The organism is Albidovulum denitrificans, assembly GCF_002973535.1.
GTDB lineage: Bacteria > Pseudomonadota > Alphaproteobacteria > Rhodobacterales > Rhodobacteraceae > Albidovulum > Albidovulum denitrificans.
This window is the reverse complement of sequence record NZ_PVEP01000001.1, coordinates 1,010,217-1,033,923: the sequence shown is the minus strand read 5'-3', so window position 1 is coordinate 1,033,923 and position 23,707 is coordinate 1,010,217. Positions and strand designations below refer to the sequence as shown.

The following is a 23,707-nucleotide window of genomic DNA, read 5'->3' as shown; positions in this document are numbered from 1 at the left end:
GAGTGTACCGCAGACCGTTAACCTTTTCGACCTTACTGGGGCAAATGTGGCGAATCTGCGGCGCAATCGCCACAATTTCGGCACAGGTGTTAATCTGCGCGATCTTTCGCCGATGGGGGACGACAAAGGCCGCCCTGTGCGGGCGCGCAGCAGCGCGCTTGCCTTGGCGCTGCGGGGACACTACGCAGGGCGCATGAAGCTTCTTTTTCTTGGCGATGTGATGGGACGGGCGGGGCGCGCGGCGGTGGCGGCGCGGCTGCCGGGCCTGCGCGCGGATCTTGGCCTCGATTTCGTGGTCGTGAACGGGGAAAACGCGACCTCGGGCGCGGGGCTGTCGGCGGCGCATGCCAAGGCGCTTCTCGATGCCGGGGCGGATTGCCTGACGCTGGGCGATCATGCCTTCGACCAGAAGGACATGATGGGCTTTATCGAAAGCGAACCGCGTATCCTTCGGCCGCTGAACTTCGCCAAGACCGCGCCGGGCAAGGGCGCGCGGGTCTTTACCGCGCCGGGCGGGCGCAAGGTTCTGGTGGCGCAGGTGCTGGGCCAGGTCTTCATGAAGCGGCCCTTCGACGATCCGTTTTCCGCCGTCGATCAGGTGTTGCGCGCCCATACGCTGGGTGCCGCCGTGCAGGCCGCCATCGTCGATGTGCATTGCGAGGCGACGAGCGAGAAGATGGGCATGGGCCATTGGTGCGACGGGCGGGCAAGCCTTGTGGTCGGCACCCATACCCATGTGCCGACGGGCGATGCGATGATCCTGAAGGGCGGTACGGCGTACCTGACCGATGCGGGCATGTGCGGGGACTATGATTCCGTCATCGGGATGGAAAAGCTTGAACCCATGCGGCGCTTCGTGACCGGCATGGCGAAGGAGCGTTTCACCCCTGCCAATGGCGAGGCGACGCTGTCGGGTGTCTACGTGGAAACCGACGACGCCACCGGCAAGGCAAAGACCGTCCGCATGATCCGTATCGGCGGGCGGCTTCAGGGGGCGGGCGTCTGATGACGCCCCCGGCCCGCGTTCTCTTCGCGGCCCTCATTGCCGTCGGCGTGGTCTGGGGCATCACCATGCCGATGTCCAAGGTCGTCGTCGAAGGCGGCTACCGGCATTTCGGCATCATCTTCTGGCAGCTCGTGGTCTGTTCGGCGCTGCTGGGGGGCGCATTGATCGTGCAGGGGCGGGGGCTGCCGATGACGCCCGCCGCGCTTGGCCGCTATGTCTTTATCGCGCTGTTCGGGACGATCCTGCCCAATGCCGGGTCCTATATCGCGCAAGAGGGGCTGCCATCGGGTCTCGTTTCGGTCTGTTTCGCGCTGATCCCGATGATGGCGCTGCCGCTGGCGCTGGCGGTGGGGATCGAGCGGCCCAGCCTTGCCCGGCTTCTGGGTCTTGTCGCGGGGATGGTCGGCATCCTTCTGATCGTGGTGCCGGAGGCGAGCTTGCCGGACCGCGCGGCGTTGATCTTCCTGCCTTTCGCGCTGGCCTCGGCGCTGTGCTATGCCGTCGAGGCGACGGGGCTGGGCAAGTTTGGCGCGGGCGGTCTGGACCCGGTGCAACTGCTGGCCGGGGCCTCGCTGGCAGGCATTCCGCTGGCGCTGCCGCCCGCGATCCTGACCGGGGCCTGGATCTGGCCGGGGCAGGGGGCGCTTTCGCTTGACGTGCTGATGATCGGCGTCGCCGTGATCCATACCGTCGCCTATACCGGCTATGTCTGGATCGTCGGCCACGGCGGCGCGGTCTTTGGCGCGCAGGTCAGCTATCTGGTCACCGGATCGGCGGTGGTCTGGTCGATGCTCTTGCTGGGAGAGCGGTATTCGATCTGGGTCTGGGCCGCGATTGCCGTGGTTTTCATCGGTTTGTTCCTTGTCCAGCCGCGCCGTCGCGGCAAGGACGGGGAAAATCTTGTTCCCCATCCCGACCCCGCTAAGATCAGGGCGGATGAAAGGCAGGTATCCTGAATGATCGACCTTCACCTGTCGCAGGACGGTCAGGCCATCCTTGCGCTTCTGATCGTGGTCGCGATGTTCGTGATGTTCGTGCGGGAACGCTTCCCGACCGAGGTCATCGCCATCGCCGGGGCGGCGGCCTGTCTTGTGCTGGGGCTTCTGCCCTATGACGACGCGCTGAAGGCGCTGACCAACCAGGCGCCGTGGACCATCACGGCGATGTTCCTCATCATGGGGGCCTTGGTGCGGACCGGCGCGCTTGACTGGCTGACGCGGACGGCAGAGGCGAGCGCGGGGCAGCGCCCGACGGTGACGCTGGTCATCATCTTCGGATCGGTCGCGCTGGCCTCGGCGTTTCTCAACAACACGCCGGTCGTGGTGGTGATGATCCCGGTCATGGTGACGATTGCACGCAAGCTGGGAACGTCGCCGTCGAAGCTTTTGATGCCGCTGTCCTATGCCGCGATCCTTGGCGGCACGATCACGCTGATCGGCACCTCGACCAACCTTCTGGTGGACGGTGTCGGGCGCAACGCGGGCCTTGCGCCCTTTTCGATCTTCGAGATCACGCCGCTGGGCCTGATCCAGGTGCTTGTGGGCTTTGCCTATCTCGGCCTTGTCGGGCGCCGTGTGTTGCCGGAACGGCAGTCGATGGCGGGGCTGTTGGGCGACCGGCGCAAGCTGAAATTCTTTACCGAGGTGGCGCTGCCGGAGGATTCGCGGCTGGTCGGGCAGCGGGCGCTGGATGTGGATCTTTTCAAGCGGCCCGGCGTGCGGCTGGTAGACGTGCTGCGCGGCGATGCCTCGCTGCGCCGCGACCTCGACCCGGTGATGTTGCAGGCGGGCGACCGCGTGGTCCTGCGGACCGAGATGGCGGAACTGCTGGGGATGCAGGAAAACAAGGACGTGCGGCTGGTCGATAAGCTGTCATCGGTCCAGACCGAGACGGTGGAGGTGCTGATTTCGCCCGGCTGCCGCATGGTCGGGCGGTCCTTGGGCGAATTGCGCCTGCGTCGTCGCTATGGCGTCTATCCGCTGGCGGTGCATCGGCGGAACCAGAATATCGGCCGCCAGTTGGACGATCTGGTCGTCGTCGTGGGCGATACGCTGCTGCTGGAAGGCGCGGCGGAGGATATTCAGCGTCTGGCCGCCGACATGGACCTTGTCGATGTGTCGAAGCCCACGGTGAAGCCCTATCGCCGCAACAAGGCGCCGATCGCCTTTGGCGTGCTGGCGGGCATTGTGGCGCTGTCGGGGCTTGGTGTGGCGCCGATCCTCGTCCTGTCCATCGTCGGGGTGGCGATTGTCCTGCTGACCCGCTGCATCGACGCGGAAGAGGCGTTTTCCTTTATCGAGGGGCGGCTTCTGGCGTTGATCTTCGCCATGCTCGCGGTCGGGGCGGCGCTGGACCATACCGGGGCGGCGCGGTTGCTGGTCAGCTGGGTCAGCCCGGCTTTGGCGAACCTGCCGCCGCAACTGGTGGTGCTGGCGATCTACCTTCTGGCGATGTTCCTGACCGAGATCGTGTCGAACAACGCGGTGGGCGTGATCTTCACCCCGGTCGCGATCGAGCTTGGGAATTCGTTGGGCCTTGATCCGCGCGGGCTGGTCGTGGCGGTGATGTTCGCGGCCTCGGCGGCGTTTTCCACCCCCATCGGCTATCAGACCAACATGCTGGTCTACGGTCCGGGCGGCTACAAGTTCACCGATTACCTGAAGGTCGGGATCCCGATGAACCTGCTTCTGGCGCTGACGGCAAGCTTCATGATCCCGATCCTCTGGCCGCTGTAGAGCATGTTGCATGAAAAGTGGGAACCGGTTTTCATGCTTCGCGAACATGCGGCATCAAAGGGGCCAGAAGATCAGGATCGCGGGCAGGCCGACCGCGATCACCAGAAGTTCCAGCGGCAGCCCCATGCGCCAGTAATCCCCGAATGCATAGCCGCCGGGGCCGAGGATCAGCATGTTGTTCTTGTGTCCGATGGGCGTGAGGAAGGCGCAGGACGAGGCCACCGCGACCGCCATCAGGAACGGGTCGGGCGAGGCGTCGAGGGAGCGGGCCATGGAGATCCCCACCGGCCCCGCGACGATGGCGGTGGCGGTGTTGTTCAGCATATCCGACAGCGACATGGTCACGACCATCAGGAGAAGCAGCGCCACCCAGGCCGGCGCGCCGTAGGACAGATCGACCAGCCCCCGCGCGATCAGGTCGGTCCCGCCCGAGGTTTGCAGGGCAGCGCCCAGCGGGATCATCGCGCCCAGCAGCACGATCACCGGCCATTCGATATGGCTGTAAAGGTCCTGAAGCGGCAGGACCCCGGTCGCGACATAGCCCACGACCACGATCCCCAGCGCGACCGGCAGGTCGATCAGGCCAAAGCTGGCGGCGGCGATGGCGACGACGAAGATGCCCACGGCGGGCCAAAGCTTGTCGGCCCGCGTCATGGCGACGCCCTGATCGGCCAGCGGCAGGCAGCCGAGCCAGTCGATCACCGCCGCGGACGTATCGCCGGGGGTGAGCAGCAGCAGGATGTCGCCCGCCCGGATGCGGGTCTTGCGCAAAGGGCCGCGAATGCGCTGGCCACGCCGTGAGATGCCCAGCAGCACGGTGCGCTGGCGCCAGATCAGGCCGACGGATTCGGTCGTCTTGCCGCGAATGCGGGCATCGGCCGGGACCACCGCCTCTGTCAGCTCATACCCCGCCTTTTCGGCGCTGAGATAGCTTTTCCGGCGCTGGTCGGCGAAGTCGAGCTTCAGGCCCGCGCGCAGTTCGTCCAGCGCCTCGGCCGGGGCTTCGACAAGGATCACGTCGCCCGCCTCGATCACCCGGTCGCGTGAGACGGCGTAGCGCCGCTTGCGGTCGCGGACCAGCGCCATGACGGTGGCGCCGGCGCGGTCGCCTTCATCGTAAAGTGCCGCCATGGTCTTGCCCACGATGTCCGAACCTTCGGCCACCACCAGTTCGGCGAGATAGGCGGCCGCCTCGGCGCGGATGGTGGCGTCGCCCCGCTGCGGGATCAGCCGCCAGCCGATCAGCGCCACGAAGAGAAGCCCGACGATGGCCACCACGCCGCCGACCGGGGCGAAGTCGAACATGCGGAAGGGTTCGCCCAGCGCGTCGCCGCGAAAGGTCGCGATGATGATGTTGGGCGGCGTGCCGATCAGCGTGACCATGCCGCCGAGGATGGTGGCGAAGGAGAGCGGCATCAGCGATCGGCCGGGGGTGCGGCCCGCCTTGCGCGCGGCCTCTACATCCACGGGCATCAGCAGCGCCAGCGCCGCCACGTTGTTCATGAAGGCCGACAGCGCCATGCCGACCGCGCCCATGATCGCGATATGGCTGCCAAGCGCGCGGCCCGCCACGACGAAACGGCGCGTGATCTCCATCACCACGCCCGCCCGCGTCAGCCCGGCCGAAACGACCAGGACCAGCGCCACGACCAGGGTGGCGGGGTGGCCAAAGCCCTCGAACGCCTTCCCGGCGGGGACAAGGCCCGCGACGACCGCGATCAGAAGCGCGGAAAAGGCGATCAGGTCATAGCGCCAGCGGCCCCAGAGGAGCGCCGCGAAAACACCGGCGAAAAGCGCGAAAAGGAAAAGCTGATCGTGGGTCATGGCCCCAGTGAACCCCGTCCGTTCCGGGGGTGCAACCCGAGCGCGCCCTTGCAGGTTCCCGCCGCCCTGACATATAGAAGCCCGGATTTACCAGATGTCGGACGGAGAGGGTCATGGCAGGCCATTCAAAATGGGCGAATATCCAGCACCGCAAGGGGCGGCAGGATGCGGCGCGCTCGAAGCTGTTTTCCAAGCTTTCCAAGGAAATCACGGTCGCCGCGAAGATGGGCGACCCGGACCCCGAGAAGAACCCGCGCCTGCGTCTGGCGGTCAAGGCCGCGCGGTCGCAGTCGATGCCCAAGGACGTGATCGACCGCGCGATCAAGAAGTCGCAGGCCGGGGATGCGGCGGATTACACCGAGATCCGCTATGAGGGGTATGGCCCGAACGGCATCGCGATCATCGTCGAGGCGCTGACCGACAACCTCAACCGCACCGCGTCGAACGTGCGCAGCTACTTTACCAAATGCGGTGGCAACCTTGGCCAGACGGGGTCGGTCAGCCACAGCTTCGACCGCATGGGGGAGGTGTCCTATCCGGTAGAGGCGGGCAGCGCCGATGACGTGATGATGGCCGCGCTCGAGGCCGGGGCGGAGGATGTGGACTCCGACGAGGAAGGCCACTGGATCTATTGCGGGTTCGAGGAACTGTCCGAGGTCTCCGACGCGCTTGAGGCGGCGCTGGGCGAGTCGACGGAATCGAAGCTCGTCTGGCGGCCGCAGTCGCGCACCGAGGTCGACATGGAGACGGCGCAAAAGCTGATGCGGCTGATCGACATGCTGGAAGAGGATGACGACGTGCAGACCGTGACGCATAATTTCGACGTGCCGGAAGAGGTCGCCGCGGCGCTTTGATCGCTGCGGCCATGGTGCCGGACAAGAGCCGCCCTTCGGGGCGGCTTTTTTGCGTGTGGCCGGGCGGCGGGCGACCGTGGGGGGCGCTGAGGCAGGGGGGGAAGGCGGCCGCGTCCCGGACTTGATCCGGGACCTCTTCTTCCGGTGGCGGAGGTCCCGGATCAGGTCCGGGACGGCAAGGCGCGGGTCTTCCCGTTCTCGTCCACCGTCGCTGAGTGCCGGGCCGGTGGCGCGGCGATGCGCGGCGGCGCGGGGTCTACTTGGTAGATGTCTGGCGCTGGCCCGGCGGGGCTGGCGCCCCTTGTTCCGGGCCGGGGAGGGACGCGGCGCAGGGGGGAAGGCGGCAGCGTCCCGGACTTGATCCGGGACCTCTTCTTTCGGTCGCGGAGGTCCCGGATCAGGTCCGGGACGGCAAGGCGCAGGCCTTCCCGTTCTCGTCCTTCACCGCCGCTCTTTCGCTCCGGCCATCACACCAGGTCCGGCGCAATCCCCACTAGCGTTGTCGGGATCAGGCCGCGCAGCGCGTTGCCCATCCAGAGCCGCGCGCGGGGCAGGTCGGCTTCCGTCAGGACCGCCTCTTGCACCCGGCCGGAGGCCAGCAGTTCCGCGCGCAGGATGCCGGGGAGGCAGCCGCAGGCAAGGGGGGGCGTTCGCATCCCCGCGCCGAGGTCGAAGAAAAGGTTGGTGATCGTCCCCTCCGCCGCCTCGCCCCGCGTGTTCAGAAACAGCGCCTCATCGGTGCCTTCTGGCAGCGCGGCGCGGGTCGCGTCGTAAAGCGCGCGTTCCGTCGTCTTGTGGTGCAGGCGCGGGTCGTTGGGGGCCAGCCGGTCCTTGGCGAGGGTCAGCCGCCAGAGGGGCGGCGTGGGGGCCAGCGGGCCGGTCGTGATCTCTGCCGCGCCATCCCGCCCGATGGTCAGGCGGACCCGAAGGGGCGCCGCGCCGGTGACGCCGCCAAGCGCCGCCCCGATGGCGCTTTCGTTCCAGCGGAACCCCAACGCCGCCGCCGAGGCGCGGGCGCGGGCGAGGTGGGCGTCAAGGCGGCGAAAGGCGCCGCCGTCCCAGCCGAAGGTCTCGATCAGCCGCGTGTCAGGGCGGCAAAACGGGCTTTCCACAGCGCCTCCTCATATTCGCCAGCGGGGGTGCTGTCGGCCACGATACCGCCGCCGACGCCGATCTCAACCGCGCCGCCGTCATGCAGCGTCAGGGTGCGGATCGCGACGTTGAAGGCCGACGCGCCGTCCGGGCCAAGCCAGCCGATCGCGCCGCAATAGGCCCCGCGTGGTGTCAGTTCCAGATCGCGGATGATCTCCATCGCGCGGATCTTCGGCGCGCCGGTGATCGAGCCACAGGGAAAGAGCGCGCGGAACAGACCTGACGGCGTGGTACCGGGCAAAAGCTGACCCGTTACGCGGCTGACCATCTGATGCACGGTGGCATAGGATTCGATGGCGAACAGCTCTGGCACCCTGACCGATCCGATGGTCGATATGCGCGAGATATCGTTGCGTAAAAGATCAACGATCATAAGGTTTTCGGCGCGGTTCTTGATGCTTCGCTGCAACTCCATCCGCAGCGCCGCGTCATGGGCCGGGTTGGTCGCGCGGGGCGCGGTTCCCTTCATCGGGCGGGTCTCGATCCTGCCTTCGGCATCGGTGGCGAAGAAAAGCTCGGGGGATCGGGAGATGAGGACCGGCATCTCCGGCAGGTCGAGAAAGGCGCCGTAGCCGACCGGCTGACGCCGCCGCAGCGCGCCGTAAAGGCCCAGGGCGGGGCCGGAGGCATGGGCGCGCATCCGCAGGGTCAGGTTGGCCTGATAGATGTCGCCCGCCGCGATGTGGTCCAGCACGCACGCCATCGCCGCGCCGTGATCGGCCGCCGACCAGTCCGGCGCGGCGGGGCTGAGCGTGGCTTTCGCCGCCAGCGCTTCGGCCTGGGCAAGCGTGGCGCTGCCCGGTTCGGGGGCGTCGTAAAGGCCGAAGGCCAGGAGCGGGCCGCGGCGGTTGGCGGGCATCAGGGGGGCAAGGCGCGGCTCCAGCGCATAGCCCGCCTCATAGGCGACGAAGCCCGCGGCCCAGAGACCCTCCGCCTGCGCGGCGTCGAGCGCCAGAAGCGCGGGCAGCACCTCATCCGCGTGGTCGGCGCGGATCACCCGGCGCGGCGCGCGGAAAAGGGCGGCATCCCCGCCGGGGCCATGTTCGAGAAGGATCATCTGCGCGTTCCGTGAATCGTCCGCCGGAAAGTGACCGCCCCGCCGCCTTGGCGCAAGTACGTTGCCGCCGCTTCACCCGCCATTCGCGTCGCGCTTTGACCGAGGTCAAGTTGCGCGATGGCCATGGTTGCTAGGCTTGTGAGGCAAACAACAGGAGACGCCATGTCACAACATACCCCACACGAGTTGCACGAGGAATTCCCCGCCGACGCCGATCGGATTCACGCGCTGAAAACCTCGGACGCGCATTTTTCGCGCCTTGCTGATGAATATCACGAGATCAACCGTCAGGTTCACCGGGCCGAGGCCGGGATCGAGCCGATGGAAAGCCTCGCCGAGACCGAGCTGCGCAAGAAGCGCGCGCATCTGAAGGATGAAATCGCGCGAATTCTTTCGGCGGGCTGAGGGTCAGCCAATATCATAGGGCAGGACGCCGCGCCGGTCGGGGTCGACGCGCAACTGCCGTTCGAGCGGGGGGACCGACCTTTGGTGGCAGTCTGCCCGCTCACATATCCGGCAGGAAATGCCGATCGGTTCGAAGGCGCGGGCGTTGGTCACGTCCATGCCGTCGGTATAGATCAGATCGCCCGCATGGCTGATTTCGCACCCAAGGCCGATGGCATAGCGGCGCACCGGCGCGCGGAATGACCCGCCGGGTTTCGACACATCGCGGGCCAGGCAGAAATAGCGCACCCCGTCGGGTGTCTCGGCCAGTTGGCGCAGGAAGCGGCCCGGCGTCTCGAAGGCCTGATGCACGTTCCAAAGCGGGCAGGCGCCGCCGAAGCGGGCGAATTGCAGCCGCGTGGCCGAATGGCGCTTGGTGATCGTCCCGGCCTGATCGACGCGAACGAAGAAGAAGGGGATGCCCTTCTGGCCGGGGCGCTGCATGGTTGAGAGCCGGTGGGCCACCTGTTCGACCGAGGCGGTGAAAAGGTCGGAGAGGCGTTCAAGGTCATGGCGCGTCTCGCGCGCGGCGGCGAGGAAGGGCTGATAGGGCAGCACCGCCGCCCCGGCGAAGTAGTTGGCCAGCCCGATCTTGGCGATGGCGCGCGCGGTGGGCGTCTGGAACCGGGCAAGGTCCAGCGTCGCCTCCAGCAGGTCGTTCTGGGTCAGAAGCGCGATCTGGTGGACAAGCTGGAAGCGCTGGGTGGCAGTCGCGGCGCGGGTCGACAGCGTCAGCACCTTGTCGTCCAGGCGGCGCACCTCATCGGTATCGGCGAAGCGCAGGGTGTAGCCGCGCGCCGACAGGGCGGCGCGGGCGCGCTCGGTCAGTTGCGCGGGGTCGGGGCCGGCGAAATGTTCGGCGGCGCGGTCCACGGCGTCGATGTAGTTGTCGCAATAGTGAAAGAAGTCGCGCACCTCCTCCCAGGGGGAGACGGCGGTGGCGCCGCCCTCGCGTCCCAAGGCTTCGTCCAGCGAGGCGAGGCGTTCGTGGGTCTGCCGGTAGGCGCGGTGGAGTTCGAGGAAGGCCCGCGCCAGCATCGGCGCGTTCGAGGCCGCAAGGCGCAGGTCGGCCAGCGGCGGGGTGGCGTCGGCAAAGACCGGATCGGCCAGCGCCTCGCGCATGTCGCTGACCATGCGTTCGGCATCGCCCGCCGACAGCTCGGTCACATCAAGGCCGAATTCACCCGCCAGCGCCAGCACCACGGCGGCCGAAACGGGCCGGTGGTTGTTCTCCATCTGGTTCAGATAGGGCAGCGAGACGCCCAGCTTGGCGGCGAAGGCCTTCTGCGTCAGGCCAAGCCTTGTGCGCGTCTCGCGCAGTTTGACCCCGGCATAGAGTTTCTGGACCGCCATTTCCGTCCGCCCTGCTTTGCTGCCTTCGCAGGGTACGTTTGCAAACCGTCTCCGGCAAGGGGTTACTGCCGGGTCACCGCCCGTGCGCGGAGAATGACCCAGATCGCGCAGGCCAGCGACAGGGCCGATGTGACCAGCATCAAGAGGATCAGCGGCATCGGCCCCGAGGTTGGCGTCAGCACCGCGCCCGCCATGGCCGACAGCGCCGCGCCAAGGCCGATCAGAAGCGCGCCGCCGATCCCGGCGGCCGAGGCGGCCAGCGCCGGGCGCACCGACAGCATCCCGGCATTGGCGCTGGGCAGGAGGATGCCGTTGCCAAAGCCGATCAGGCCGGTGAAGCCGAAGAAGATCAGCGGCGTGACGAAACCCGCCAGCGTCACCAGCGCCAGCACCGTCATCCCCGCCAGCGTGACAAGCGCGCCCGCCAGCATCATCCGGTTCAGCCCGACCCGGACGCTGTACAGGCCCGAGAGGAAGTTGCCCGCCATGTAGCCCACCGCCGGGGCGCCGAAATAGATGCCGAGCGCGGCCGGGGAGAGGCCGAAGATCTCTGACCCCACGAAAGGGGCGCCGCCGAGATAGGAAAAGAAAGCGCCCGAGGCGAAGGTGGCGGCCAGGCAATAGCCCCAGAAGCGTTGGGAGCGGAAGAGTGCCGGATATTCCCGCGCCTGGTCGAGGAATGAGGTCTGCCGCCTTTGGCCGGTTTCGCCCAGATCGGCCCAGATCAGCGCGAACAACCCGGCCCCGCTCAGCGCCAAGAGCACGAAGGTCGCCTGCCAGCCAAAGACCTCATCCAGCGCGCCGCCGATCACCGGGCCTGCCATCGGCACCACCGACATGCCCATGGTGACATAGCCGATCATCGAGGCGGCCTGATCCTCGGCCACCATGTCGCGGACGATGGCGCGCGACAGGACGAAGCCGACCGCGATGGCGGCCTGCGCCATGCGGCAGATCATGAAGCTGACATAGCCCGGCGCAAGCACGGTGCCGATGGAGGCGACGACGAAGATCGCGGTCACGAGAAGAAGGACGGAGCGGCGCCCGTAACGGTCCGCCAGCGGCCCGATCATCAGCTGCACGACGGCCGTCATCGCCAGGTAAAGCGACATCGACAGCTGGATCAGGTGGTATTCCACGTCGAAATGACGCGCCATCGAAGGCAGCGAGGGCAGGAAGATGTTCAGCGACAGCGCCGGAACGCCCGCCACCAGCACCAGCGTCAGGATATGGGGCGGGGTGCTGCGGTCGAGGAAACGGATCGCGGGGCGGTCTGGCGGGGGCATGACCGGGGCTTAGGGGCTTTGAACGCGGGCGTCCATGTCAAAAGGTCGCAGGGATCATCACCATTTGTGAAAGATGAAAAAGGCCCCGGCGGCGATCTACAGAAGCGGCAGCGCGGCAAGGAAATCCGCTCGGGGCTTGCAATTCCCGCGCGGGTCGATGGTCAGGCGGCCGGGTTCACTCAGGCGATCAAAGCGAAGGCGCCTTGGCGACCAGTTATAGACCTCGGGCGCGGCGCCGGTTTCGACAATCAGGATGCCGTGCATGTACCAGTTCGAGTTGCTCTTGTAGCCGGACCGGGTGGTGTAGAACGACAGACCGCGCAGCGTCGCGAGGCTTTCGACCGCCTCGGTGTCGCCGTGACGCGCCAGACAATAGGGGCGGCCGTCGCTGATCCGTGTCGCCGAGGCCGCGATGAGAGCGGCCGCGCCCAGCGACCATACGGCGACGGCGGTTGCGGGCACCATCCGCATAAGCGCCGCCCGTCGCGTCCGTGCATCGCCATCCGGTCGGGCAAGCAACCGAAAGGTCGCGGCAACCGCGAGAGTAAGGGCGATGCCCTCGACCAGCACGATCAGGCTGCCGGGCCCGGAGGCAGCAGCGCTGGCAGCGGTTATCGTCAAGCCGAGCGCGACGCTGAGAAAGGACAGGAAGCGCGCGACACCGCTCGGAAGATGCAGGCCGGTCAGACATGCAAGCGCCAGCATGAGCAGGGGGAAGAACGGCACCAGCTGTGCGATGCGTAAAACGAACCTGAACCCGAAAGGCCCGCCGGGCGTGGGGTCGGGGGCGGTTCCGATCTGGCCGAAATCGCCAAATCCGACCGCGACAAGAGCCGCCATCGTAATCGGTGCGAGCGTACCCGGCCAGGCCCTGCTTTCGCCAGCCATCACCATTTGTGAAAGATGAAAAAGGCCCCGGCGGCGATCAGGGTAAAGCCCGCGACATGGTTCCAGCCAAGGCTTTCCTTCAGGTAGGTGACCGAGAAGATGGCGAAGACCGACAGGGTGATGACCTCCTGTATGGTCTTCAGCTGGGCGGCGTTGAAGGTGCCATAGCCGATCCGGTTGGCGGGGACCTGAAGCAGGTATTCGAAGAAGGCGATCCCCCAGCTGACAAGGATCACCGTCAGAAGGGGCGCGGCGCGGAACTTCAGGTGGCCGTACCAGGCGAAGGTCATGAAGACGTTGGACGCGATCAGAAGGCCGATCGTGAGGGCGGCGGCGGGCATGTGGGGTATCCTGAGAGAGGGAAGGGTCAGCCCGGCATCGCGGGCCAGGTATCGGTCAGCCGGTAGCCCTCGGGCCAGGGATCGCGCGGGTCGCGCATCACCTGATGGGTGCCGGTGATCCAGGCGCGGCCGCGAATGCGCGGCAGGATCGCCTGACGGTCCCCCTCCGGCGGGGCCAGCGCGAAGGTGCAGTCGAAGCGCCCGCCGATCAGCGACCGTGCGACATAGGCGTGGCCGGGCGCCATCTGTCCCTTGGCCGCCATCACCGCCATGCGCGCCGAACAGCCCGTCCCGGTTGGCGAACGGTCGATCTTGCCGGGGTCGATCACCACGGCATTGGTCCCGCTGAGCGTATGGCCGTGATGGGCCAGCGGGCCGGTGAACTGGCAAAAGGAGATGTGCCGCCAGTCCTGCGTCGGGTGGCGGAAGCCCAGTTGCTGATTGGCCGCCGCGGTGATCTTCGCGCCCATCGCGGCGATGTCGCGCGCCTCATCCGGGGTCAGGGCAAAGCCAAGGGCCGCCGCGTCGACCAGAACGAAGCTGTCGCCGCCATAGGCGGTGTCGACCGTCAGCGTCCCGATGCCTTCGACCTCAAGCGCGGCATCGAGACGGTCGGCGAAGGAGGGGACATTGGCGATCTCGACCGAATTGACCTGACCGTCGCGGGTGTCGGCGACGATCTGGACCAGCCCGGCGGGTGCCTCAAGCGCAAAGCGCGTTTCATCCCCGGTCATCGGCACGATCCCGGTTTCAAGGCACACCGTCGCCACGCAGATGGAGTTGGAGCCGGACATCGGCGGGGTATGTTCCGGCTCCATGATGAGGAACCCCATCGCGGCGCCCTGGGTCCTGGGCGGGACCAGCAGGTTGACATGCTTGAAGACCCCGCCACGCGGTTCGTTCAGCATCAGCCGCCGCAGCGCCCCGTCGCGGTGCAGGAAGTCGCGCTGATCCCAGAGCGTGTCGCCCGGTGGGGCCGCGACCCCGCCGGTGATGACATTGCCGACCTCGCCTTCGGCATGGACGGAGACGACATGGATCACGCGGTCACTGCGCATCGCTCACCCTTGTTTGCAATTTGCGGACGGCCTCTTGTCAAGAGTTTGCAAATTTGACGGAAACAGCTTCCCGGCGCGCGGCTTTGCCGTTAGGGTCCGCCGGGCCGTGGTGCCGCATTGGGGAGGAGTGTATCCGATGAAAGACATTCTGCAACAGCTTGAAGACCGTCGCCAGCAGGCGCGTCTGGGGGGCGGCCAGCGGCGGATCGACGCCCAGCACGCGCGCGGAAAGCTGACCGCGCGGGAGCGGATTGAGCTTTTGCTGGACGATGGCTCTTTCGAGGAATTCGACATGTTCGTCGCCCATCGCGCGACGGATTTCGGGATGCAGGCGGAACGCCCGGCGGGCGACGGTGTCGTCACCGGCTGGGGTACGGTCAACGGCCGCATGGTCTATGTGTTCAGCCAGGATTTCACTGTCTTCGGCGGCTCTCTTTCCGAAACCCACGCCCAGAAGATCTGCAAGATCATGGACATGGCGGTGCAGAACGGCGCCCCGGTGATCGGACTGAACGACAGCGGCGGCGCGCGGATTCAGGAAGGTGTGGCCAGCCTTGCAGGCTATGCCGAGGTGTTTCAGCGCAACATCATGGCCTCGGGCGTCGTGCCGCAGATCTCGGTCATCATGGGGCCTTGCGCGGGCGGCGCGGTCTATTCCCCCGCGATGACCGACTTCATCTTCATGGTGAAGGATACCTCCTACATGTTCGTCACCGGCCCCGACGTGGTCAAGACCGTGACGAATGAGATTGTGACCGCCGAGGAACTGGGCGGCGCATCGACGCATACGAAAAAATCCTCCGTCGCCGATGGCGCGTTCGAAAACGATGTCGAGGCGCTGGCCGAGGTGCGGCGGCTGGTGGATTTCCTGCCGCTCAACAACCGTGAAAAGGCGCCGACGCGGCCCTTCTTCGACGATGTCGCGCGGATGGAGGAAAGCCTTGATACGCTGATCCCCGACAACCCGAACATGCCCTATGACATGAAGGAACTGATCCTGAAGGTCGCGGATGAGGGCGATTTCTTCGAGATACAGAAGGATTACGCGGGCAATATCATCACCGGCTTTATCCGGCTTGAGGGGCAGACGGTCGGCGTCGTCGCCAATCAGCCGATGGTGCTGGCCGGGTGTCTGGACATCGACAGCAGCCGCAAGGCCGCGCGTTTCGTGCGCTTCTGCGATGCGTTCGAAATTCCGATCCTGACGCTGGTCGACGTGCCGGGCTTCCTGCCGGGGACCGGCCAGGAATATGGCGGCGTCATCAAGCACGGGGCGAAGCTGCTTTTCGCCTATGGCGAGGCGACGGTGCCGAAGGTCACGGTCATCACGCGCAAGGCCTATGGCGGGGCCTATGACGTCATGGCGTCGAAGCATCTGCGCGGCGATTTCAACTATGCCTGGCCGACGGCGGAGATCGCGGTCATGGGCGCGAAGGGCGCGGTGGAGATCCTCTATCGCTCGGAACTGGCCGACAAGGACAAGATCGCGGCGCGCACGAAGGAGTATGAGGACCGTTTCGCCAACCCCTTCGTCGCCGCCGAGAAGGGCTTTATCGACGAGGTGATCCAGCCGCATTCGACCCGCAAGCGGGTGGCGCGGGCCTTTGCCTCGCTTCGGTCGAAGAAGCTTTCGAACCCGTGGAAGAAGCACGACAACATCCCGCTGTGAGGGCGCATCGCGATGGCCGGTCAGGTGGAACAGACCAAGCGGAAGGCGGACCCCATCGTGGTGCCGTCCGGGCAGGAGGTGCGGTTTCTCGACACCATCCTTGCCGAGCCGGGGCCAGAGGGCCTGACCCAGCGGTTCCGTTTCATCGCGCCCGCCATCGCGCGCGCGGGCGGGACCATCGGTGCAGAGGCCGCGCAGGCGGATATGGAGGCGCTGTGCAACGATTTCGCCCTGCCGCGCCTGGCGCAGACCGGGCCGGTTCCAGCGCAGATCATCATCGTGCTGTCGGACCGCGAGGTCGCCTTTGGCGAACCGGCCCCCGAGGCCACGCAATATTTCGAAGCCTACAGCATCGACGGGGATCGCTGTGTCTGGGAGCCGTTCTGATGATCCACGCGGGTGATGCCCGGTCGCCACAGCGGCCGAACCTGGGGGCGAACATGGGATGGGCAGGCGCCGCGACATCGGCTATGGTGCGCGCAATCGGCGCCCTGGCGTCCGATGAGGTCAACCCCGGCGGGGCGAATGCGGAAGACCGCACGGCCCGTCCTCTGAGCAGGAGAAATACATGTCGAAGAAAGTTCTCTTCGCGGCCATTCTGGTTGCCGCCGTCGCCGCCTGCGCCAAGAAGCAGGAAACGGTCTATGTCGAACAGCCCGTCTCGCAAGAGCCGGTGTTCACGGGCAAGTACAAGTAAGCGCCTTCGGTCGGCCCGGCCTTCGGGGTTCGGGCCGGCCGTCTTCGCCCTGTCTTGCGGGGCGGGGGAGGGTGCGACATGCTGAAGCATCGCGGCTTTCCCGGCCGGCTTCCCGGCACCGATTTCCAGTTCACCATCCGCCGCGCCAACCCCAAGGGGGTCAGCAAGCTTTTCGCGCGTGAGCGGTATCGCGACCGCAGCCCCGCCGACCGCCGCGCCGATGCGGCGTTTCTGGCGGCGCTGTGGGATCATTTCGGCGAAGAGCCGTTCGAGCGCGGCAATCTCGATGCCGGGCGACTCAGCTGGTTTTTCGGGCGCGAGGTGGTTCCGGCGGAAGAGCCGTTTGACGCGAATTCCTACGAAGCCTTGCTGAAAATTGATCTTCCACGCGCAAGGGCGGCCTTCCCCGAGGTGTTCGAGGGGGAGGAATAGGCATGATTTCGCGCAACCAAGGCGTGAACTGGCGCGATTTTGCCGACCGTTTCCCCGGCGGAAACTTTGGGTTTGCCTGCGACGGGCATGGCGAACATGCTGTCTGTGGGGCGTCACCCTACAGCAAGCTTTCCGCCCCGAATTGTCAAAACCGTTACCCTTCCCCTTCTCTACGGCCTGGCCCCTTCGGGGTCAGGCCGGTTTTCGTTCATGCGCCGGGGCCGCGCGGGGGCGCGCACCCCTGTGCCGGGCGATCCCCCTCACGTCGAAATCACTTTTCCCGGACGGGAAATTCGCTAATCTGCCGCCATATAAATTCCCATTCAGGAGGAAGAGCAGAATGCGGTACATCAAATATCTCGCGGCGGTCGCGCTGGTCGGTACGCTGGCCGGTTGCCTGCAAACGGATACGGAGCGCGGGCTGGCCGGTGCCGCGGCAGGCGCGCTTGTCGCCGACGCGACGGATAACAACGTTCTGGCCGGTGCGGCCATCGGCGGCCTTGGCGGCGTCCTGTGCGACGACGCGGGCGTTTGCCGCTAAGCGGTCATCGCGGCCCCTGACGGGGATCGCAGGGTTTGAAATCGGGACCATCGCGGCCACGCGCCGCGGTGGTCTTTTCGTTTGCGCGGACGGGCAGCGGCCCGGCGCGATCCAAGAAGAGGGACGGAGATGTTCAAGAAGATCCTGATCGCGAACCGGGGCGAGATCGCTTGCCGGGTCATCAAGTCGGCCCGCAAGATGGGCATCCAGACCGTCGCCGTCTATTCCGATGCCGACCGCAATGCGCTGCATGTGAAGATGGCGGATGAGGCGGTGCATATCGGCCCGCCGCCCGCCAACCAATCCTATATCGTGATCGACAAGATCATGGAGGCGATCCGCCAGACCGGCGCCGAGGCAGTGCATCCGGGTTACGGTTTTCTTAGCGAAAACATGAAGTTCGCGGAAGCTCTTGAGAAAGAGGGTGTGGTCTTCGTCGGCCCGCCCAGCCCCGCGATCGAGGCGATGGGGGACAAGATCACCTCGAAGAAGATCGCCCAAGGTGCCGGGGTTTCGACCGTGCCGGGCTACATGGGCCTGATCGCCGATGCCGATGAGGCGGTGAAGATTTCGAAGGAAATCGGTTACCCGGTGATGATCAAGGCCAGCGCGGGCGGCGGCGGCAAGGGGATGCGGATCGCCTGGAACGACGAAGAGGCGCGCGACGGCTTTCAATCCTCGAAGAACGAGGCGGCCAGCAGCTTTGGCGACGACCGGATCTTCATCGAGAAATTCGTCACCCAGCCGCGCCATATCGAGATTCAGGTGCTGGCCGACAAGCATGGCAACTGTGTCTACCTGCACGAACGCGAATGTTCGATCCAGCGCCGGAACCAGAAGGTGATCGAAGAGGCGCCGAGCCCCTTCCTGGACGAGGCGACGCGCAAGGCGATGGGCGAACAGGCCTGCGCGCTGGCCAAGGCCGTGGGTTATACGTCAGCGGGGACGGTCGAGTTCATCGTCGATGGCAACCGCAACTTCTACTTCCTTGAAATGAATACCCGTTTGCAGGTCGAACATCCGGTGACGGAGCTGATCACCGGGGTCGATCTGGTCGAACAGATGATCCGGGTGGCGAATGGCGAAAAGCTGCCCTTTGCCCAGAAGGATCTGAAGATCAACGGCTGGGCGATGGAAAGCCGGCTTTACGCCGAGGACCCGTACCGGAACTTCCTGCCCTCTATCGGGCGGCTGACCCGCTACCGCCCGCCGGTCGAGGCGGCGACGCCCACGGGCGTGGTGCGCAACGATACCGGCGTCTATGAGGGCGGCGAAATCAGCATGTATTACGACCCGATGATCGCCAAGCTTTGCACCTGGGCGCCGACGCGCGCCGAGGCGGTCGAGGGGATGCGCCAGGCGCTTGACACGTTCGAGGTGGAAGGGATCGGGCATAACCTGCCGTTCCTGTCGGCCGTGATGGACCATCCGAAGTTCTGTTCGGGCGACATGACCACGGCCTTCATCGCCGAGGAATATCCCGACGGTTTTCAGGGCGTGACCCTGCCGGAGGCTGAACTGCGCAAGGTTGCGGCCGCCGCCGCCGCGATGAACCGGGTGGCTGAGATCCGGCGGTCGCGCATCACCGGGCGGCTGGGCAATCACGAACGCAAGGTGGGCGACGACTGGGTCGTCAGCCTGCAAGAGACCGACTTTGCCCTGAAGATCGCCGCCGACCGCAATGGCGCGACGGTGACGTTCGAGGATGGCCATTCCGTCCGCGTCGCCTCGGACTGGACGCCGGGTCAGGCGCTCGCCCGGCTGGATGTAGACGGACAGATGGTGGTGCTGAAGGTCGGCAAGATCCCGTCGGGTTTCCGTATCCGCACCCGTGGCGCGGATATGAAGGTTCATGTCCGCACGCCGCGTCAGGCCGAACTGGCAAAGCTGATGCCGGAAAAGCTGCCGCCCGACACGTCGAAATTCCTGCTTTGCCCGATGCCCGGCGTGGTCGTGAAGATCAGCGTCGAAGAGGGGCAGGAGGTGCAGGAAGGTCAGGCGCTGGCCACTGTCGAGGCGATGAAGATGGAAAACATCCTGCGCGCCGAGAAGAAGGGCGTCGTCAAGAAGATCGCCGCCGAGGCGGGGGCGAGCCTGAAGGTCGACGAAGTGATCATGGAGTTCGAATAGGATGCCAAAGGCGCGGCCGAACACCCTGCCGGTACTGGGGTTGCTCGCCGCGCTGGCGGGTTTTCTGGTCTGGGAGGTCGCGGCCGTCCTTCATGCCGGGGTGTTCGAATACCCGCTGGACGACGTCTATATCCACCTTGCCATCGCGTCCGAGATCATGCGTGGCGGCTATGGCGTCAACGCGGGGGAGCCTGCGTCGGCCTCCTCCTCGATCCTTTATCCGCTGCTCTTGTTGCCCTTCCCTGAAACAGGGTTTCAGCGTCTGCTGCCGTTGTTCTGGAACACGCTGGCCGTGGCCGGGGGCGGCTGGGTCTGGGGCCGTATCGTGGGTGAGGCGCGGCTGACGGGCCTTGTGGCCGTCTGCATCGCGGTCGGGGCGCCGGTCGGGCTGAACATTTCCGGCGTCGGCTTTACCGGGATGGAGGCGGCGGGGCATATCCTGGCCAGCCTGATGATCGTGCTGGGTCTCTGGCGTGCGCTGACCGGGCGCGGGGTTGCGGGCTGGTTCATCGCCGCCGCGATCGCGGCACCCCTTCTGCGGTATGAGGGGCTGGCGCTGTGCCTGATGGCGGCGCTTGTCCTTTTCCTTCACGGGCAGCGGCGGGCGGGTTTCGCCATCGCGGTCCCGGCGCTGGGGGTCGTTGCGGGGTTCAGCCTGTTCCTTGTCGCGCTCGGCCTGCCGCCGGTGCCGGGGTCCATCCTTGCCAAGACCGCCACGCTGGGCGCCGGGGGCGGCCCGTTCGACGGGGTGCTGATGACGTTCGCGGAGAACGTGAGCCAGCCTGCGGGCGCGCTGCTGGCGGTGCTGACGGCGGTCGCGTTGCTTTTGCCGGTGGCGGTTCCGTCGCTTCGCCGCGGGCCGGGCTTCTGGCTTCTGATGGCGGTGGGGCTGTCGGCGCTGGCGCATCTGCTGGCCGGGCAGATCGGCTGGCTGAACCGGTATGAGCCTTATATCCTCCTTAGCCTTCTGGGTGCGATCCTGCTGGCCGCGTCACCGCTTGAACCGGGCGCGGGCCGGATTGCCGGGGGCGCCGCCCTTGCCGCGATCCTTGCCGGGGCGCTTGTCTATATCCCCTCCACCTGGACCTATTATGCTTGGAACCCGCGGGCGCTTCATCTTCAGCAGGCGCAGATGGCCCGCTTCGCGCGCGATTTCGTCAAGGCGCCGGTGATGGTGAACGACCTTGGCCGCGTGGTCTGGGGCAATCCCTATTACGTTCTCGACATCTTCGGGCTTGGCTCGGATGAGGCGCGGCGCGCCCGGCTTGATGGGCCGAAGCCCGCCGATGGCTGGGCCGCGCCGCTGGCCGCGAAGCATGGCGTCAAGGCGGCGATGGTTTATGACCACTGGTTCGGCACCGCTGTCGGTCCCGACTGGGTGCGGGTGGGCGCGTTGGAGATGCATCGCGCGCGCGGCCTGCTTGGCGGCTGGACCGTGGCGATCTACGCGACCGACCCCGCCTATGCGCCGGAACTGCGCGGCAAGCTCGAAGCTTTCGCCCCGACGCTTCCGGCCGATGCCTACATCACCCATGCGGGGGCGGGGACATGACGGGTCAGTTCGTCAGCCGCTTCACCCGCATCTCCTCGCGCCGCATCGGCATCTTGTCGATGGCGCGGGTGATCTCGCGCACGTCCCAGGGGAAGGGTTTGCGCAGGTTTACGGTGCCGTCCTTGGCGATCAGCACCAGCGCGAAGCCACGCGGGCGCAAGGACTGGCGCACCTCGCTTTCCGCCGCCGGGTCGGTGTCGGTGATGACGACGACGTCGCGTTCGGCCAGTTCCGGCCAGCGCGCCTCAAGTAGCCGCATCTGTTCGCCAAAGGCCGGATCGGCGGGCGTGTCGGCAAAGACGACGACGGGGCGCTTTTGCCACTGGAAATCGGACAGCGCCACTTCGGCGGCGTCGAGGGGGGCAAAGCCCGGGTCCTCGGCGGCGAGGGCGGGCGCGGCGGCGGTGACAAGTGCAAGTGCGACAAGGATGGATTTCATCGGGTCTCCTTCCCCTCAGATATAGGGGAAAGGACGGCCTTGCCAAAGGATTAGCGTGACCTTCGGGCGCGACGGACGGAAAGGAAGTGCGATGACGGACAAACTGGCAGGCTGGCGGGCGCTGGCCGAGAAGGAGTTGCGGGGGCGGACGCCCGAGGATCTGACCTGGGAGACGCTGGAAGGGATCGCGGTCAAGCCGCTTTACACCGCCGCCGATACCGAGGGCCTGCCGCAGATGGGCGAGGTGCCGGGCGTGGCGCCCTTCACCCGTGGCCCGCGCGCGACGATGTATGCCGGGCGGCCCTGGACCATCCGGCAATATGCGGGTTTCTCTACCGCCGAGGAGAGTAACGCCTTTTACCGCAAGAACCTTGCCGCCGGGCAGCAGGGCGTTTCGGTCGCCTTCGACCTTGCCACGCACCGGGGCTATGACAGCGACCACCCCCGTGTCGTGGGGGACGTGGGCAAGGCCGGTGTCGCCATCGATTCTGTCGAGGACATGAAGATCCTTTTCGACGGTATCCCGCTGGAAAAGATCTCTGTCTCCATGACGATGAACGGGGCTGTGATCCCGATCCTGGCGAATTTCATCGTCGCGGGGGAAGAGCAGGGGGTGGACCGCGCGGCGCTGTCCGGCACGATCCAGAACGACATCCTCAAGGAATTCATGGTGCGCAACACCTATGTCTATCCCCCCGAACCCTCGATGCGGATCGTCGCCGACATCATCGAATACACCGCGAACGAGATGCCGAAGTTCAACTCCATCTCCATCTCCGGCTATCACATGCAGGAGGCGGGCGCGAACCTTGTGCAGGAACTGGCCTATACGCTGGCCGACGGGCGCGAATATGTCCGCGCCGCCATCGCGCGCGGCATGGACGTGGACGCCTTTGCCGGGCGGCTGTCGTTCTTCTTCGCCATCGGCATGAACTTCTTCATGGAGGCCGCGAAACTGCGCGCGGCGCGGATGCTCTGGCACCGGATCATGTCGGAATTCGCGCCGAAGAAACCCGGCTCCATGATGCTGCGCACCCATTGCCAGACCTCGGGCGTCAGCTTGCAGGAGCAGGACCCCTATAACAACGTCATCCGCACGGCCTATGAGGCGATGGCGGCGGCGCTGGGCGGCACGCAGTCGTTGCACACCAATGCGCTCGATGAGGCGATCGCGCTGCCGACGGAATTCTCCGCCCGGATCGCGCGGAACACGCAGCTTATCCTTCAGGAGGAAACCGGCATCACCCATGTCGTCGATCCCCTGGCCGGGTCCTATTACGTCGAAAGCCTGACCGCCGAACTGGCCGGGAAGGCCTGGGCGCTGATCGAGGAGGTCGAGGCGATGGGCGGCATGACCAAGGCGGTCGCCTCCGGCATGCCGAAGCTTCGGATCGAGGAGTCGGCGGCGCGGCGGCAGGCGATGATCGACCGGGGCGAAGAGGTCGTCGTCGGCGTCAACAAGTACCGCCCGACCGGCACCGACCAGATCGACATCCTCGACGTCGACAACATGAAGGTCCGCGACGGCCAGATCGCGCGGCTGGAGAAGATCCGCGCCACGCGCGACGCGGGCAAATGCGACGCGGCACTTGCCGAACTGGAACGGCGCGCGAAGGACGGCGGCAATCTGCTTGAAGCGGCGGTCGAGGCCGCGCGGGCGCGGGCGAGCGTGGGAGAGATCAGCATGGCGATGGAAAAGGTGTTCGGCCGTCACCGGGCCGAGGTGAAGACCCTCGCGGGCGTCTATGGCGCGGCCTACGAGGGCGATGAGGGCTTTGCCCGGATCCAGAAGGATGTGGAGGCCTTCGCCGAGGAAGAAGGCCGCCGTCCCCGGATGCTGGTGGTGAAGATGGGGCAGGACGGCCATGACCGGGGCGCCAAGGTGATCGCCACCGCCTTTGCGGATATCGGTTTCGACGTCGATGTCGGCCCGCTGTTCCAGACGCCGGAAGAGGCGGCGCAGGATGCGGTGGACAATGACGTGCATGTCATCGGCATCTCCTCTCAGGCGGCGGGACACAAGACGCTGGCGCCGAAGCTGATCGAGGCCTTGAAGGACAAGGGCGCGGGGGACATTATCGTGATCTGCGGCGGCGTCATTCCGCAGCAGGATTACGAGTTCCTGAAAAAGGCCGGGGTCAAGGCGATCTTCGGGCCGGGTACAAATATCCCGGCGGCGGCGAAGGATATCCTTGGCCTGATCCGCGCTGCGCGGGCGGCTTGAGGGACACGAGCGCAGGGAGGTGAGG

General features: G+C 66.3%; 22 protein-coding genes. 13 read left to right on the top strand and 9 right to left on the bottom strand.

All coding sequences use genetic code 11. The features are described 5' to 3' along the window. Positions 1-193 precede the first annotated feature (193 nt). Genes LX70_RS05025 through LX70_RS05015 form a run of 3 tightly spaced genes read left to right on the top strand, consistent with a single transcriptional unit; the run spans position 194 to position 3,741 of the window. Positions 194-1,006, top strand: a complete 813-nt coding sequence (locus LX70_RS05025; protein WP_105513613.1) for a TIGR00282 family metallophosphoesterase — start codon at positions 194-196, stop codon at positions 1,004-1,006. After that, entirely contained in the window at positions 1,006-1,962 is a 957-nt protein-coding gene (locus LX70_RS05020; protein ID WP_105513381.1) for a DMT family transporter, read from the top strand. Before LX70_RS05025 ends, LX70_RS05020 begins: the two co-directional genes overlap by 1 nt. After that, complete coding sequence (locus LX70_RS05015; RefSeq protein ID WP_105513380.1) at positions 1,963-3,741, top strand: SLC13 family permease; 1,779 nt, start codon at positions 1,963-1,965, stop codon at positions 3,739-3,741. Between the two features lie 54 nt (positions 3,742-3,795). Here the strand turns inward: LX70_RS05015 and LX70_RS05010 are convergent, their stop codons facing one another. Next, entirely contained in the window at positions 3,796-5,565 is a 1,770-nt protein-coding gene (locus tag LX70_RS05010; RefSeq protein ID WP_105513379.1) for an SLC13 family permease, read from the bottom strand. Positions 5,566-5,678: 113 nt separating this feature from the next. On the opposite strand from LX70_RS05010, the gene LX70_RS05005 reads away from it, so the two are divergent. Next, on the top strand, positions 5,679-6,419 hold the full coding sequence (locus tag LX70_RS05005) for a YebC/PmpR family DNA-binding transcriptional regulator (protein WP_105513378.1): 741 nt from the start codon (positions 5,679-5,681) through the stop codon (positions 6,417-6,419). Between the two features lie 467 nt (positions 6,420-6,886). Here LX70_RS05005 and LX70_RS05000 read toward each other — a convergent pair whose 3' ends face one another. Both LX70_RS05000 and LX70_RS04995 read right to left on the bottom strand, forming a co-directional pair. After that, positions 6,887-7,531 (bottom strand): aminotransferase class IV, encoded by a 645-nt coding sequence (locus tag LX70_RS05000; RefSeq protein ID WP_105513612.1) that lies wholly within the window; start codon positions 7,529-7,531, stop codon positions 6,887-6,889. Further along, positions 7,495-8,628, bottom strand: a complete 1,134-nt coding sequence (locus LX70_RS04995; protein WP_105513377.1) for an aminodeoxychorismate synthase component I — start codon at positions 8,626-8,628, stop codon at positions 7,495-7,497. Before LX70_RS04995 ends, LX70_RS05000 begins: the two co-directional genes overlap by 37 nt. A gap of 162 nt (positions 8,629-8,790) precedes the next feature. On the opposite strand from LX70_RS04995, the gene LX70_RS04990 reads away from it, so the two are divergent. Further along, complete coding sequence (locus LX70_RS04990; protein WP_105513376.1) at positions 8,791-9,033, top strand: HP1242/YdcH family protein; 243 nt, start codon at positions 8,791-8,793, stop codon at positions 9,031-9,033. Between the two features lie 3 nt (positions 9,034-9,036). Here the strand turns inward: LX70_RS04990 and LX70_RS04985 are convergent, their stop codons facing one another. From LX70_RS04985 to LX70_RS04965, 5 genes are all read right to left on the bottom strand, one after another. After that, positions 9,037-10,425: a helix-turn-helix domain-containing protein gene (locus tag LX70_RS04985; protein WP_105513375.1), complete on the bottom strand. Its 1,389-nt coding sequence runs from the start codon at positions 10,423-10,425 to the stop codon at positions 9,037-9,039. Between the two features lie 62 nt (positions 10,426-10,487). Then, positions 10,488-11,711: a multidrug effflux MFS transporter gene (locus LX70_RS04980; protein WP_105513374.1), complete on the bottom strand. Its 1,224-nt coding sequence runs from the start codon at positions 11,709-11,711 to the stop codon at positions 10,488-10,490. Positions 11,712-11,807: 96 nt separating this feature from the next. Next, positions 11,808-12,551, bottom strand: a complete 744-nt coding sequence (locus LX70_RS04975) for a hypothetical protein (protein WP_146111546.1) — start codon at positions 12,549-12,551, stop codon at positions 11,808-11,810. A gap of 47 nt (positions 12,552-12,598) precedes the next feature. Beyond that, a complete protein-coding gene (locus LX70_RS04970) occupies positions 12,599-12,940 on the bottom strand; it encodes a DMT family protein (protein ID WP_105513372.1) in 342 nt (113 codons plus the stop codon). 26 nt (positions 12,941-12,966) lie between these two features. Next, positions 12,967-13,998, bottom strand: a complete 1,032-nt coding sequence (locus LX70_RS04965; protein WP_105513371.1) for a trans-3-hydroxy-L-proline dehydratase — start codon at positions 13,996-13,998, stop codon at positions 12,967-12,969. 136 nt (positions 13,999-14,134) lie between these two features. Between LX70_RS04965 and LX70_RS04960 the strand changes: the two genes are divergently transcribed. The 7 genes from LX70_RS04960 to LX70_RS04935 all read left to right on the top strand — a co-directional run bounded on the left by LX70_RS04960 (position 14,135) and on the right by LX70_RS04935 (position 21,019). Further along, positions 14,135-15,667 (top strand): acyl-CoA carboxylase subunit beta, encoded by a 1,533-nt coding sequence (locus LX70_RS04960; protein ID WP_105513370.1) that lies wholly within the window; start codon positions 14,135-14,137, stop codon positions 15,665-15,667. Between the two features lie 12 nt (positions 15,668-15,679). Then, a complete protein-coding gene (locus LX70_RS04955) occupies positions 15,680-16,054 on the top strand; it encodes a DUF6497 family protein (RefSeq protein ID WP_105513369.1) in 375 nt (124 codons plus the stop codon). Positions 16,055-16,235: 181 nt separating this feature from the next. Then, positions 16,236-16,364, top strand: a complete 129-nt coding sequence (locus LX70_RS21020) for a hypothetical protein (protein WP_281260429.1) — start codon at positions 16,236-16,238, stop codon at positions 16,362-16,364. A 78-nt stretch (positions 16,365-16,442) separates the two neighbouring features. After that, positions 16,443-16,796 (top strand): hypothetical protein, encoded by a 354-nt coding sequence (locus LX70_RS04950; protein ID WP_105513368.1) that lies wholly within the window; start codon positions 16,443-16,445, stop codon positions 16,794-16,796. 340 nt (positions 16,797-17,136) lie between these two features. Then, positions 17,137-17,337 (top strand): hypothetical protein, encoded by a 201-nt coding sequence (locus LX70_RS04945; RefSeq protein ID WP_105513367.1) that lies wholly within the window; start codon positions 17,137-17,139, stop codon positions 17,335-17,337. 129 nt (positions 17,338-17,466) lie between these two features. Continuing rightward, positions 17,467-19,467: an acetyl-CoA carboxylase biotin carboxylase subunit gene (locus tag LX70_RS04940; RefSeq protein WP_105513366.1), complete on the top strand. Its 2,001-nt coding sequence runs from the start codon at positions 17,467-17,469 to the stop codon at positions 19,465-19,467. A gap of 1 nt (position 19,468) precedes the next feature. Next, positions 19,469-21,019 carry a hypothetical protein gene (locus tag LX70_RS04935; RefSeq protein WP_105513365.1) on the top strand — a complete coding sequence of 517 codons (1,551 nt, stop codon included), beginning with the start codon at positions 19,469-19,471 and terminating at the stop codon, positions 21,017-21,019. Between the two features lie 4 nt (positions 21,020-21,023). Here LX70_RS04935 and LX70_RS04930 read toward each other — a convergent pair whose 3' ends face one another. After that, positions 21,024-21,458: a DUF4174 domain-containing protein gene (locus tag LX70_RS04930; protein ID WP_105513364.1), complete on the bottom strand. Its 435-nt coding sequence runs from the start codon at positions 21,456-21,458 to the stop codon at positions 21,024-21,026. 91 nt (positions 21,459-21,549) lie between these two features. On the opposite strand from LX70_RS04930, the gene scpA reads away from it, so the two are divergent. After that, positions 21,550-23,682, top strand: coding sequence for a methylmalonyl-CoA mutase (scpA, locus tag LX70_RS04925; protein WP_105513363.1), 2,133 nt, complete (start codon positions 21,550-21,552; stop codon positions 23,680-23,682). Positions 23,683-23,707: the final 25 nt, after the last annotated feature.